The 14,158-nt window shown below is 52.7% G+C and carries 8 protein-coding genes; 5 read left to right on the top strand and 3 right to left on the bottom strand.

The window, feature by feature from the left end:
- Positions 1-7: 7 nt before the first annotated feature.
- The gene (locus tag GRX64_RS02415) at positions 8-2,692 is read right to left on the bottom strand and encodes a CHASE2 domain-containing protein (RefSeq protein ID WP_166263605.1); all 2,685 of its coding nucleotides are present in this window, start codon (positions 2,690-2,692) and stop codon (positions 8-10) included.
- A 1,104-nt stretch (positions 2,693-3,796) separates the two neighbouring features.
- On the opposite strand from GRX64_RS02415, the gene GRX64_RS02410 reads away from it, so the two are divergent.
- The 5 genes from GRX64_RS02410 to GRX64_RS02390 all read left to right on the top strand — a co-directional run bounded on the left by GRX64_RS02410 (position 3,797) and on the right by GRX64_RS02390 (position 12,384).
- A complete protein-coding gene (locus GRX64_RS02410) occupies positions 3,797-5,512 on the top strand; it encodes a protein adenylyltransferase SelO (RefSeq protein WP_166263604.1) in 1,716 nt (571 codons plus the stop codon).
- A 527-nt stretch (positions 5,513-6,039) separates the two neighbouring features.
- Complete coding sequence (locus GRX64_RS02405) at positions 6,040-7,971, top strand: LVIVD repeat-containing protein (RefSeq protein ID WP_166263603.1); 1,932 nt, start codon at positions 6,040-6,042, stop codon at positions 7,969-7,971.
- Between the two features lie 305 nt (positions 7,972-8,276).
- The gene (locus GRX64_RS02400) at positions 8,277-9,683 is read left to right on the top strand and encodes an aminotransferase-like domain-containing protein (protein WP_166263602.1); all 1,407 of its coding nucleotides are present in this window, start codon (positions 8,277-8,279) and stop codon (positions 9,681-9,683) included.
- Positions 9,684-9,803: 120 nt separating this feature from the next.
- Positions 9,804-11,189, top strand: a complete 1,386-nt coding sequence (gene ccoG, locus GRX64_RS02395; protein ID WP_166263601.1) for a cytochrome c oxidase accessory protein CcoG — start codon at positions 9,804-9,806, stop codon at positions 11,187-11,189.
- Positions 11,190-11,559: 370 nt separating this feature from the next.
- Positions 11,560-12,384, top strand: coding sequence for a MipA/OmpV family protein (locus tag GRX64_RS02390; RefSeq protein WP_166263600.1), 825 nt, complete (start codon positions 11,560-11,562; stop codon positions 12,382-12,384).
- 708 nt (positions 12,385-13,092) lie between these two features.
- Here the strand turns inward: GRX64_RS02390 and GRX64_RS02385 are convergent.
- Positions 13,093-13,512, bottom strand: a complete 420-nt coding sequence (locus tag GRX64_RS02385) for a helix-turn-helix transcriptional regulator (RefSeq protein ID WP_166263599.1) — start codon at positions 13,510-13,512, stop codon at positions 13,093-13,095.
- A 70-nt stretch (positions 13,513-13,582) separates the two neighbouring features.
- Positions 13,583-14,158, bottom strand: a 576-nt coding sequence (locus GRX64_RS02380) for an addiction module toxin RelE (protein ID WP_166263598.1), incomplete at its 5' end; no start/stop codon positions are given.

Raw genomic sequence — 14,158 nt, 5'->3', positions numbered from 1 at the left:
TCACACCTCAGCGTTCTTCGTCGCTTTCCAAAAGCTTGACGCCCCGGAAACACAGAGAAATCCTGAAACCATTTCCTACCTCACTCTGAACGGTAAAAGTGCCGCCGTAATACTCGACCGTGCGCAGGATGCCAATACAGTGTTCTACCTGATCCGAGCTGCCAAGCAGCATGGAAGCGTCCCTGGCCAAGATCGCGTCCAGCGTACTTTGGGGCATTCCGTAGCCTTCATTATTGAAAAAAATACAGGTCTGCAATTTGCCATCCCGCGACTGCTCTTTAATCATGATCGTGATCTGACTGTCGGGGACTCCATCTTTTGCCAGCAGTTCAATGATGCTCAGGATGACTAGTTTGAGGCGTTCGCCATCCACCGAAATGAGGTTGGTGGAAATGGGAAACTGCTTTTTAAACGTCACACGGCTACGCTCTAGTAGCTTGCTGCAGGCTGTCTCGGCTTCCTGGAGAACGCGAATAGCGTTTACCGGCGCGGTCATTTTAAAATCACTGTCCTCGTTATCGTTGCGGTATTTCTTGCCGAGATTTTCCAACAACTGCACGCTCAGCGATACCGATTGATCCACTGTATCCACCAGCACCGGACGCTGGGGATCGGCGTCATTAAGCCTGGCGATTTGGGTAACGGCTAAAGTAATTCTGTTCAGTTGGTTTTTCAGTTCCCGGGCAAACTGTCCGTAGAGATCGTCCCTGAGGAACAGCAGTTGTTCTGTATGGGATACGTCCACCAGCTCAAAAAGGATGCCCACCAGTTCAAAAGGTTCCACTTCTCGGGCGTTCAGGTCCCCGACTTGGGTGTCGGCATCCGGCCTGATAGGGCGCATATTCAGCACGAACCGTTTGTCCGGAATCATACGCCGCACGGTCAGAGTGACCGGTAACTGTTTCAGGGTCACGTGGCGCAAGTGTCGCCGGGCAGCGTCCAGAGAAATTTCACAGAGGTGACTGAGCAGCTCAACAGCTGTTGTTTTGTAAAGTGTCAGTCCTGCCTGATTGGCAAGGGATTCCATCCTGTGGTTAACCAGCTTGATCTGACCGAAGAGGTTGAAGAGCACTGCCGCAGAGCTGAGCCCGGAGAAAACATCCTCCAGTTCATCAAGTCTCTTTTGCAGCAAGAAAAGTGCACCTTCCAACTCTGTATGAACCTGGCGACCACCCTGAAGCGTGAGGATGCTGTGACTTTTACTCTTGTTTCGTCGTTGATCTCGCTGCCATTGATCCCGATGGTAAACCAGTTCCGCAATTTGACGACTGAAGTTCGCGATGTTGTGCTCAAAAGCCTCCCGATTCCACTGGGCATCGGTTTTCACTGTTAACGCCCAAAACCCCAGGATCTGGTTGCCGAACATCAGAGGCGCGATGTACTCAAGTTCGCCCTCTGTCACGTCCTTGAAATAGGTTCCTGTCAATTGCAGCGGGCCCGCCAATTCTATCGCATCGCTGTATGGCTTCCGCTGGTAGTCTCGACGTTTCTCGGCGATATGGTCCAGAGAACAGTTCAGAGCTTGAATTTCTCTTACCCGGTGATCCTGGGGTACTTTCTCAAGCAGGATTGACCGGTTCAGGTTCAGCTGTTGGTTAATCAACACAATGATCTGCGACCAGGGATTTTCGGTCTGATGGAATTCCGTTGGCGTGAGTCTTTCAGCCAAGAGGCTTTGAGCCTCTGTCAGCATGGATTCCATGGCCTTATCGATGCGGCTCCACCTGATTTGCCGAATAAAAACGAGGCAGGCAATTTGAGAAAGGCCAAGCTCAGTAACGGGCAACACCTGAAACCGGGCTTTCAACAGGAAGGCTGCAAGCGTCAAAATCGCCGCGACCAGGATTGTGCTGACGGCGAGGGCTTGCCTGGTCGTCAGCGGCTGGAAAATCAGCAGATTGAAACAAGTGAGCAAGAAAACAGCCAATAGCGTCTGCCACATGGGCGTTGGTAAAACGGCGGCCTGGTTGACTTGGGTTTCCCAGATAAGCCCCTGTAACTGGAGGTAGGAGAGGGTTCCATCGGTGGTCGGGGTGCGGAAAGACGAAGCAAAATGCGGTTCAACGGCGCCGATCAACACGGTTTTTGCGGCCACCAGCTCCGGGATGAGTGCACCCGATCTGACCTGCTCCGCGCCAACCAACGGTAAACCTGCGTTTAGGTATAGAAAGTTGACCGATTGATGATCGGACAATATCGGAGATTCTGAGTAACCGACACATCCGTGATTGCTTAAGGGCGGAATGAAGCGGTGCGCGCCGTAAGCGAATCGAGGTACTACAGTTGCGAGCTGAGGCGTTTGTGGGTTCGTCGTCAATTGGCCTGCGTCTGAAACATCGCAGGATGAAGTATCCATCGCGCGAGTTACCTTGGTGCTCGGATGTTGCTCGGTAACACCGGGAAGTGGGGCTTGGCTGAGAGGAGGCAGCAGAATAATCTCCCGGGCGTTTAGAACACTAAGTTGGTCGACCAGAGTTTCCAGACCAGAAGCGAAGTCGGATTCCGTGTTCATTTTAACCAGCAGCGGCCGTTCTTTTGGAATTGCCTTTAAACCCAGGTCGCCAATCAAGATATCGTGCAACAACCAATTGGTTGGCTGGCCCAAAGATGACAGGCAAAAAACGGTTAAACTGGCAATCAGGATTATTATCCCAAACGGCGTTTTTAATATCGGATCTGCGGATACTGGCATTCGCTGCTCTACACATGTTTGGTCGATCGGTAGGGCGGCGTACGGGCGAATAACTTGCGCATGCGAACCCACTTACAGAAGCAGTGATGCTAGCCAGTAGCAGGGGAAATTGCCAGATTACTCTGCGAAATACTGAGGGTTAGGAGGGAAGACAAGGAAATAACCGACGATGCGGATGCGTCGTCGTAAGTCTAATTTTTAGAGGTCTGTTCTGTGTTTGCCGACCCGGCCCTATCAATTTTATCGGCAAAGCCTTGCTGGGAGAAGTCTTTTCATCACGAAGTCGTTTGTGGGTGTTTTCTATTACTTAGCACCTTTGAGTAACTCAAAAGTCAAAAAAACCAACGGATTTACCCTGAGACCCGACTACATCCGATGCTCACTCGGATTTTTTCAAGTCTGACTCAAGTCGCATTGCCCCGTAATGACCTCCATCAAATACTGAACGGAGTTGCCGTGAAAGCAGTGGATCTTTCCGGTCACACGCCAGGCGATCAGTGCCAACATCGGCTGGTTAATGGGTAAGCTCTTGCTGGAAGAGCACACAGAATATTTGAGATAGGATCCGAGCCTCCTTAGTGGTGCTCTACAACCGAACAAGCTGGAAGTGCAGGCCGCCCTTGAAGCACTTGAAGCTGCACAGGGCAGGATTCGAGAGCTGGAGTCTTATTTCCGGACGGTTGAGCAGGTTGTTGCAGTTCTATTGATGTCGCAAGATGGCATTATCGAAAGCGCAAACCACAGGTTCCCTGGCTTGCTCGGATAGGAGCGTCAGGACTTTATTGGCCAGCATCACCGGATTTTTTGCACCAGTGATTACGCCAAAAGCGAAGATTACATCAAATTCTCGTGGGACCTGGTGACCGGAAATGTGAAGCGGGGCGATTCAGTTCATGCCCGTGGACACAACGTCTTGTTGGATGCCCATTATTCGCCAGTCATGAGTGAACAGGGTGTGTCCAGGCGAGTTATCGCAATAGTTAGCGGTGCTCAGGAATCGGTAGTGGAGTTTTGATGACTAGTACAGCCGCAATTGGTTATCTTCCTGGAGGGTAATTTGAATTTTCCCGAAATACGCACCACATTTGGTCACGAGGAGTCCCTATGTTAAAACAACTGTCCCGGGAAACACCCACCAAAGTCACGACCCTCGACGATCTCGCCACGTTGGCAGACTATTCGCTCGTGGACACTCTCAACTGTGACCCTGAGGGGAATGCAAACGGAGCCGACCACGCACCGCGACAAGTCTTCTCGGGCCACTACGTTCCGGTCAAACCCACACCGATCGAAAACCCTGAATACGTCACCCACAGCCAAGACTTGTTTCATGAGCTGGGCTTCGCCGACAGCATGGCGCGGTCGAACGACTTTATGCGCGTGTTCTCCGCCGACCTATCGCACGTTCCGGAGCCAATGCGCAAGGTTGGGTGGGCGTGCGGTTATGCACTTTCCATCTTCGGCACCGAATACACCCAACAGTGCCCGTTTCAAACCGGCAACGGATACGGCGACGGTCGCGCAATTTCAGTGCTTGAGGCCGTCATTAACGGCCAGCGCTGGGAAATGCAGCTAAAAGGTGGCGGCCGGACACCCTACTGCCGCGGCGCGGACGGCCGGGCTGTTCTGCGGTCGAGTGTCCGGGAGTTCCTGGCACAGGAACACATGCACGCGCTTGGAGTGCCAACGTCACGGTCGCTCAGTTTGTACGTTTCAAAAACAGAGAAGGCCAGGCGGCCGTGGTACTCCGAAGGCTCACGCTCGACCAATCCAGACGTGTTGGTATTGGAGCCAGTCGCCATCTCGACGCGCGTCGCACCGTCATTTATTCGGGTCGGCCAACTCGAGCTCTTCAGCCGCCGAGCCCGCAAGAGGGAGCAGCCCCGGGCCATGGAGGAGCTCGAGAAAATTGTGTTGCACTTGATCGATCGTGAGTACGGTGACGTCATCGACCAAACACTGGCCACCGCCGAGAAAGCGGTGCAGATTGCGCGCGAATTCCGCAGCCGGCTCACATCGCTCGTGGCTAACTGGATCCGCGTTGGCTACTGTCAGGGCAACTTTAATAGTGATAACTGTGCAGCCGGCGGCTTCACGCTCGACTACGGTCCCTTCGGATTCTGTGATGTTTTTGATCCGCAGTACCAGCCGTGGACGGGTGGCGGACATCACTTCTCGTTCCTGAATCAACCGGTGGCAGCCGAGCGCAACTTCCAGATGTTTTGTTCGGCGCTAAAGCCATTGCTGGCCGAAGATCTGGACTATCTGCAACAGCTTGATGAGATTCAACAGGATTTTCCAAAAGTGATGCGGGCGCAACTGGAGAAAATGTGGGCTTCCAAACTTGGACTTGCCACTTTTGACGTGACCTTGTTGAGCGAGCTCAAATCCTTGATGGCTAACACGCCGGTTGATTACACCATTTTCTTTCGCGAACTCTCGAGTGTGCCTGATGACATCGGCCCGCTTAAAAACAGCTTCTACAGGCGTTCAACGTACGTTGCAGACCCGGAAAACATGGACAGGCTCTGGTCGCAGTGGCTCACAAAATGGAAATCGCTCACTGAACCTCACTCTCGTGAGGAGCTGTCCCGTCAGATGAAGCTCGTCAATCCAAAATACAGCCTGCGGGAGTGGCTTGTTGTGCCGGCGTATCAGCAAGCGGCAGCGGGGGACTATTCGTTGCTGCGAGAGTTGCAGGAAGTCATGACCCAGCCATACGCCGAGCAGTCGAAAGACGTGGAAGAAAAATATTACAGGCTGAAGCCGATGGAACTCTTTGGCGTCGGTGGGTCGTCGCACTATAGTTGCTCGTCGTGACCGGTAACTACAGTGGACACTGCTAAAAAGAGGCATTTTAGTGTCGTCTGCCGAACGGCCAACTAGTTAGTTTGGGAGGGGCGGGGCTTTCGTGCACCCGCTCACCGATGAACCGAATACGGGGTCAGGGTGAAGATGAACAATTCAGTTTATCTTTTTCCTGAGCAGCGAAGAAAAATCCAGCATCTCCAAAAACATTTGATGCTTATCCGGTTCCATAAGCTCAAATTTGCTATGCCAATTGGTTACATCTTCATCACTCAGACTGGCGGCTTTAGCGCCCTTCCATAAACGGCTCTACCCATGTCCCGCTGAGCCGATATGTACAATAAAACGTCAGAATACTTTACATATAACTCCCTCCACTGAACCGCTGGTGAGCGTAACTCTCTAAAATTAAGCCGATATTATTGCATGGCATGCATGTGGCTTGTTTTTCGTTGGTCTAAAAAACCACTCGACTCATGTCCGATGGAATTATGTAGTCGTCGAGACCACGATAAAAAATGAGCAAGGGGAAGGGAAGTATGAAGCAATTAAAAGGATTTAAGCTTGGTTTGGTAGTCATTTCAAGCTTTATGGCGTTCTCGGCTTTGGCGGCACCGCCACCGGTGGTTACCGACGAACCCCACGACGAACCCCACGACGAGCCTCAACATCTACTAAGCATTTCGGACGGCTTTGTCCGTGCGGATCCGAGCGCCCCCCTCATGGCACATGATGCTGCAGTAGCCAACATCATAAGTGATGCGCCGTTTGCCAAAGTTATCAAGAATCTGGCCGAATCCGGCCGCGGAGAACGGCTCTCTGCAAACTCCACAACCGATGTTTGGGCGCTAGGCAACTATGCGTATACCGGCACCTTTAACGGCCCTTGTGGCGGCGACCCGGACGCGGGCATCTGGATCTGGGATGTCCACAACAAAACCAACCCAGAGTTTGTCGGAGTCATTCCATCTCCAACCGGCAGCCGCACTAACGATGTCAGGGTCGCAACAATGGGCGCGGGGGATATCCTGGTGCATTCGAACGAATCATGCGCCGGAGGACCTGGCGGGTACGAGGTTTATAACGTCGACGATCCTTTAGATCCTGTCCACCTGGCGTCGGTCCGCATTGATGACCCAAACCCACTCACTCCATTCATCTTTGGGCCTGTGGAAGACGTCGGTGTGCACAACCTTTGGCTCTTCAGGCAGGCCGGAAATGATTATGTGGCAGTAACGACAGAAACAGCGTACGGCAACTTCCACATCTACGACATCACCGATCCAGCAAACCCTGTACGGGTGTCGTTCTGGGGTGCAGAAGAATTACTCGACCCAGGCGTTGTTGCCAGTGGCGATTTTTCCCGAAATCTGGACGCAGCAATCTGGCTCACAAGTGGATTTGGCGCTTCGCAAAACAAATTTTTGCATGACGTCACCATCACCGCCGACAGCACCAGAGCTTACCTTGCCAATTGGGATGCGGGCCTGGTTCTCCTGGACATCAGCGATCCGGCTAACCCTCAGGTCGTTTCGGTAGCCCTGGATCCAGCTAATGGCTCACTCGATGGCGAGGTCAACAGCCACTCAGTCTGGCCTAGTGAGGACGGCACGATCGTGGTCGAAGGTGAAGAGGACTTCAGCGCCTGGGAGGCCACGGTTGCCCCTGGCAATGTGACGTTCGGCAACGGCAACCCCATTCCGGGTGTGATGGCGGCAACCTCGACGGGCGATGCATTTGAAGCAAACCAGACAGGCAACGGCGGGTTCGTAACGGCATCCAGCGTGGAAGTCACCAGTGGGCCGCTGACCGGCTCGGTCTTCGGTGCCAATGAATTCAGCGGAAACAACTTCCCGCTTGGTGAAGGTTCGTACGCAGGTAACTTCGTCTGGATAGGGCAGGCTTGTAACGGCGATACGATTCTTAATCCGCTCGGAGCCGGTGATATTGCTGTCGTTCGCCGCGGTGCCTGCTCGTTTGCGGAGAAGTCCGTGAACGCGTCAAACGGAGGAGCTGGCGCAATCGTCGTGACCAACAACAATCCAAACTCTACACCTTGGAGCGGAATTCGTATCTGGAACTATTCCGACCCGGCCAATCCCGTACTGGCCTCGATTTTCGACACCGAGTGTTCGGCTTCGACCGCGCCTGGTGGCAATTGCGACGCTCGAGGAACCTATTCGAGCCATAATGTCCTGGTTGAGACCAGTGGGAATAGGGTGAAAGCGTATATTTCCTGGTATACCGATGGTGTCGTGGTAGTGGATGTCACCAATCCATATGCTCCTGTTGAAGTTGCTCGATACCATCGCGCCGGTGCCGAGTTCGAAGCTGAAAACGGCGGCATCCAGGATATCTGGGGAATTTACAAGGTTCCCAATGAGCCATGGATTTATGCATCTGACCGTAACGGAGGGCTCTATATCCTGAAGGAGTATGGTTCAGGTTCCGCCGAGAACGGTAAAGATTAACTGAAGGTGTGACTTTGTTTGCTGGAGGCGGTGCTCGGCACCGCCTCTTTTTTTTTAGGGTAAACGACCACAGAAAGCATTGAACGTGACTTTGCATTCGGATTCCATGGTATTGCTGAGATTGCTCATGTTTTTGACCTCAGTTCGCTCAATATTGATCGGTCAGGTTGTTTATCCAATTATTCTGAAGATTGAAGGATAGAATAGCGGGATGGTATCGGGGGATGAGTGTGCCCGGACTTGCATTATGAATAGGTGCAGGTGTATGAAATTGCCGATACATCAGGACAGGGTAAGGGCCATAAATGACTGACGAGTACCGCTATCAGCAACTGGAAGGCTGGTTATTGAAGGGAATCCTGGAGCAGCGTTGGCGGTTGGGAGAGCGTCTGCCTTCGATCCGAACACTGTGTGCCGAACAGAAATTGTCCAAGGCAACGGTTCAGCACGCCCTGCAGCGACTGGAGACCCAGGGCCTGATCGAGGCTCGCCCTAAAGCCGGTTATTTTGTTTCCTTGCAGTCAGACGGAGTGAAGACGCCGGTTAGTCGTGCTCGGATAGAAGCCCCACGCCCGGTCAATGTCAGCGATCTGCTGCTGGATATCATGGGCCGTAGTGCGGCGTTTGATTTACTGCCGGACCTTCACAGTGGCGACCTTCCGCCAGGAATCGTGACTCTGAACCGTTCGATAGGCCGGGCACTGAGGCGCCAGAAGGGCGAAGACTTCCAGTATTACGATAGGCCTGCAGGGTTTGTCGGCTTGCGGGAGCAGTTGGCGCTCCATCATGCCAGGCGAGGGTGGGCCGTCTCACCGGAACAACTTTGCATCACCTCAGGTTGCCAGCATGCGCTGTTTCTGGCGTTGATGGCATCCTGTGAGCGTGGGGATGTGGTCGCTGTCGAATCCCCGGGATTTTATGGTGCATTGCAACTTCTGGAACAGCTTGGCCTTAAAGTGGTGGAAGTGCCCACGTCCATGGAGACGGGCATGGATATGGATGGCCTTGAGGAAGTACTTGAACGGTGGAAGATAACAGCCTGTATTGTCTCTCCTTCATTTTCGACACCGGGAGGTGCGTTGATGCCGGAGCCAGACAAAAAACGCCTGCTTTCGTTGGCGGAACGACATGACCTCGCGGTGATCGAAGACGATATCTATGGAGACACTGCGCTTGGTCGTTCTCCTGATCCGTTGAAGGCCCTGGATGTTGAGGGCCGGGTGATCCTGTGCAGCTCTTTCTCCAAATCCCTGTCCCGGGATTTGCGGCTCGGCTGGATATCCGGTGCGCGTTGGCACGACAAGATCCTTCACCTGAAGCTGGTTACCCAGCTGGCCAGCAGCCAGTACCTCCAGCAGGGCGTGGCGGACTACATGGCCGATGGCAGTTTCACCTCCCACCTTCGCCGTCAGCGCCATGAACTGAGGGCTAACAGGGACGGGTTGATTGCGTCGCTCCATACCTGGCCCGGGGAGGTACGCGTCAGTACCCCGCAAGGTGGCCTGACCGTCTGGGTGGAGTTGCCGGAGACGGTCGACACTCTGGCGGCATACACGAATGCCCTGAAGCACGGCATCATCATCACGCCGGGCCCGCTGTTTTCGGTATCTGGCCAGTTCGAAAACTGCCTGAGAATAAGCTTCGCCCATCCCTGGAACGAATCCCGAATGAATGCTCTCCGGCAATTGCCCGGTTTACTGCACAACGAGTAGAAACGGCTGGCTGTGCCTCCATATCTGTACCTATCCACATTATATTAATTGCGCCTGTGCCCATTAGGCGCTGAGGATTACTCTCCCTGACAGTCCAATTATTGTCGGGGAGAGTATCCGTTGAGTAACGCCATTCCTGTCCGTAACCTAGCCGTAGGGCCTGATGACAACGGCAAAATCCACACCCGTAAGTTCCAGGGCTTTTTCAGACGCTTGAGAATTGCCGGCGGAACACTTCTGTTTACCCTGTTTTTCGGCACCGCGTGGTTGTCCTGGGGCGACCGCCAGGCGGTGTTGTGGGATTTGTCCGAAAAACAGTTTCATATCTTTGGCAGCACCTTCTGGCCCCAGGACCTGGTACTACTGTCCGCTATCCTGCTCATTTGCGCCTTCGGACTGTTCTTCATAACGGTCGTTGCCGGTCGAGTATGGTGTGGCTACACCTGTCCACAAAGTGTCTGGATGTGGGTATTCATGTGGGCCGAAAGGGTGGCAGAGGGTGACCGAAACCAACGCAAAATTCTGGATAAGGCGCCGTTGTCAGCGACGAAACTCTACAAGCGGGCGGTCAAGCACGGCTTATGGCTTGCCATCAGTCTGGCGACCGCTGTGACTTTCGTTGGCTATTTTGTCCCAATCCGGCAGCTGGTTACGGATCTGTTCACCCTGCAGGGCACTGGCATGGCCGCGTTCTGGGTGTTCTTCTTCACAACCGCCACTTACCTCAATGCGGGCTGGCTTCGCGAAAACGTCTGCCTGCACATGTGTCCTTACGGGCGCTTTCAGTCCTCCATGCTGGACAGGGATTCCCTGGTCATCAGCTACGATGCCCAGAGGGGAGAGAACCGGGGTGGCCGCAAAGCCGGCTCGGATTATAAGGCTGAAGGCCTCGGTGATTGCATCGATTGCCAGATGTGCATTCAGGTCTGCCCAACCGGCATCGATATCCGCGACGGCCTGCAGATGGAATGCATTGGATGCGCGGCCTGTATTGATGCCTGCGATTCCATCATGGACAAAATGGACTACGCTCCGGGCCTTATCCGTTATACCAGTGAGAGGGAGCTGGAAGGTGGACGACTGAGGATCCTCCGCCCAAGGTTACTGGGATACGGCGCTCTGCTGGTGTCGTTTATGGCCATCTTCTCCTGGGCGATGATGGCCAGACCCATGGTCGAGTTTGACGTGGTCAAAGACAGGGGACTGTTCCGGTTGGACGGAAAGGGAAATTTTGAGAACAGCTATATCCTGAAAGTGCTCAACAAAAGTCAGGATAGCCAGACCTTCCAGTTAAGTGTCAGTGGTATGGACGGACTGAGCCTGATCGGACATCAGAACATCGTCTTGGATGCGGGCGAATGGCGTGAAATGCCGGTATCGGTAACTGCGGTACCGGAGGCCCTTGATCGTGGTGTGACGGATATTGCGTTTCACCTGGACCCAGTAAACGACGGCGGCGAACGTCTGGTCGAAACCAACCGCTTTATCGGGCAGCCGAACCTGTAATCGGACACGATACGACCAGGCATCATCGGCGCCGTGATTGGTGTGGTTCTATAGGAAGGTTTACAGAACATCTTCAGCCGTGGTCGAACTCAGTTAGCTAGGTTCGACCACGAACGCCCAGGAGGTTGGTTACAGATGGGGCCTCGTTAGACTCGAATACGCCCGGCAACAACATGTCCAGGGGTATTTTTACGAAGCCCAACGCGATCTCGATAGTGGGTTTCGAGGCCCAAGGCGATTGAAAAAATTGACATTTATTCGACGGGGTCGCGGAACGATGATGACGAAAGCGCTGTAGTGCGAATCAAAAAAAATCACCTATAGTGATGAGTAAGTCGTACTACCATTCCTGCTTGATAGGAAAAAAACCATGAAAACAATAGTCCTTCAAGTCGCCACATTTCTTGGCATTCTTTCGTGTTTTGGGTCTGTAAATGCGACGGAGACGAAAACTCCTCTCGTTCCGCTTCCTTCTATCGTCGATTTTACAAATGGCGATGGTTGGGGTGTCGGGCTTGGACTGGGGGTTGAATATGAGTCTGCTTACGAGGGTTCGGACGAGTTCGAGCTTGAGATCGATCCGGCTGGGGGTGTTCAATGGCGAACTGGTGAACATATTTTTTTCTGGGCAGGTGAAGCAATTGGGTGGCGAACATTGGCCAGGGATGCTTGGTTGTTTCAAGCCTCTGTTGGCTATGAAGAAGGCCGTGAAGAGGGCGACTCAGAAGATGGCAAACTGGATGGGTTAGGTGAATCGAGTTCCGGGGTGACATTGCTGTTGGAAGTACGTCATGCCCTTGCAGAAGATTGGCGTTACTTTTTAGATGGCCGTGTATTAACAGGAGAGATCGGTACGCTCGGGATTTTCGGCGCAGGAACTTGTTTGGGTTGCCAACCTAACGGCACTGGCTGGGAAGTTGGCGCTGTTGTCACTTTCCACGATGGTAAGCTAGCCAACCGGGACTTTGGTGTGAACACACAACAATCCATAGATTCAGGTCTTCCAGAAACCGATGTTGATAGCGGGTATAGATCAACTGGGGTCAATGTTAACTATCGAAATTACTTGAACGAGAGCTGGCAGGTCTTCGGTGAAGCGCTTTACGAGGTCTACGGGAGTGACGTTTCAGATAGTCCAATATCTCGGAATGATTATGAAGCGGAGATCGGTGTTGGCTTCATTTATGTTTTTTGATGTCTCTTTGATGGCAACCACAGTCCGCTTTTTGCGGAACTCCAACTCAGGCTGTCTCTTTTCGGACAGGTAAGCCTGGATTATTAGCAGTCTGCTGACTCCATACATCACAAGACTTCAATGTTCGTTTTGCGACCAAACCCAACTTCGCTCTTCGGTCACCAAGGCATCTCCAATTGCTAGGCAACCCAAGTTTGGGAGTCCAGAGTCGTCATGAGTTGATCCAATGGCGGGCGGGGCAGCGATCGGTCCGGCGCTTTAAACAAGACTCAAGAATCGAATTGCATTTGGTGTTCAAGATTATTGATGTCCAAATTTATCAGTGCTTTTGGAAAACGCCCAGTGGCAATTGCCTTTCCCGGTTGTGCAACGGAAAAGCTAACGAAGCTGCGAAAGTAGCCCGGGTCTTCCTACATGATGTTCCAAATCATACTGGGCATTTTCTGTGGACGTTAGACGACCACAGAAAGTACTAAACCGGCTTAATAATAAATCAACTATTAGCGCCTGGTTTCCACCCAAAGTGTTAAACAAACTTAAAGTAAATTCTAGAATGGCGAGCTGATTTCAGTTTCCACACAAAGTACTGAATTCGCGGTCCAGCTTGGGGGCCGGATTTTTCCATTTCTGGACCTAATTCCTGGGTAGGGTCAGCAGCAAGCGCTAAAAAGAGGCCGGGCCCCTAAGTTGGCGCAGCCGGTTCAAAATCTATAAAATTTCAGAACGGTAAACATCGATGGTTCTGTGGTATTGGCTTGGAGATGCACCAATATGCCTGCGGAAAAAACGAGTGAAATGCCCCTGACCTGAGAAGCCCAGAGAATCCGAAAGATTGCCCAGCGTGCATGAGCGATTTGCTGAGAGCCACTGAAATGCCAGTTGCATCTTTCCAATATTGGCAAGCATTTGTGGTGTCATGCCTGTCGTCTTCTTAAACAGGGAGAAAAACTGTGCCCGGGACAACCCACACTGGCGTGCGATTGTCTCCATATCAAGGTCACCTTGGGGACTCTCCAGGATAAGTTCTTTAGCCTTTCGAATTCGGGCGTCATGGAAACAGCCTTCAGGATAGACTCTCAAACGGGACAAATGACGCCAATCTGAGTGCCCGTCTATGATGCTGATCATCAGATCGAAGAGTATATCCTCCAGTCTTTCAGGGGATATGGTCTCGAAGGATAAGCAGCAGCTTGCGGGGTCAGGTCTTGCGTTTTGCCTCCCGTAAAATCCGACTCACTCGGGAATAGTGGATCCCAAAGAAATCACCAATTTCCTTCAAGCCGTACCCGCCACTCGCATACGCTAAATGAATGGCCTCGTTTCGGGAGGGGGCAGAATCTTTGTAAAATTGCAGCGCCTTGGCCAAGGGGCGACGCTGACTCCTGGGTATTTCACTGAGACGTTCTGGCCGTTCAATTCGCTGTTGCATTTGGTCAACGAATTGATCGCTTCCGAGATAGACTTGGTTCTTGAGCTTTTCCCACGGAGATGGCTGATTCTTGCCGTCAGCCACAAAGGTCTCGTAGCTCTCCACGGCCTTGGCTCGTTTTTCACCAAAGGCAGACAGAATCCAATCGATATCGAGTGCCTTTAAACCCCTTTCATACCCCGCCGTTGCGCGGTAACTGCTCCAGGGCCATTCGACAGCCAATCGAACCATCGCGGCGCGAACAGGATTCAGCACGATGTAGCGGCATAGTTCCAACAGGTAGCTGTCCTTCTCAACCAAAATCGCTTTATAACGCCCCTGGAACACGTGCCCAACGCGGCCATG

This window comes from Marinobacter caseinilyticus, from assembly GCF_011074955.1.
GTDB lineage: Bacteria > Pseudomonadota > Gammaproteobacteria > Pseudomonadales > Oleiphilaceae > Marinobacter > Marinobacter caseinilyticus.
This window is presented reverse-complemented; position numbering and strand designations above follow the sequence as displayed.

Excerpts from the sequence above, each read along its gene's own strand:
- GRX64_RS02400 (WP_166263602.1), top strand. The coding sequence starts at position 8,277 with ATGACTGACGAGTACCGCTATCAGCAACTGGAAGGCTGGTTATTGAAG.
- GRX64_RS02385 (WP_166263599.1), bottom strand. The coding sequence starts at position 13,512 with ATGATCAGCATCATAGACGGGCACTCAGATTGGCGTCATTTGTCCCGT.
- GRX64_RS02390 (WP_166263600.1), top strand. The coding sequence starts at position 11,560 with ATGAAAACAATAGTCCTTCAAGTCGCCACATTTCTTGGCATTCTTTCG.
- GRX64_RS02415 (WP_166263605.1), bottom strand. The coding sequence starts at position 2,692 with ATGCCAGTATCCGCAGATCCGATATTAAAAACGCCGTTTGGGATAATA.
- GRX64_RS02405 (WP_166263603.1), top strand. The coding sequence starts at position 6,040 with ATGAAGCAATTAAAAGGATTTAAGCTTGGTTTGGTAGTCATTTCAAGC.
- GRX64_RS02410 (WP_166263604.1), top strand. The coding sequence starts at position 3,797 with ATGTTAAAACAACTGTCCCGGGAAACACCCACCAAAGTCACGACCCTC.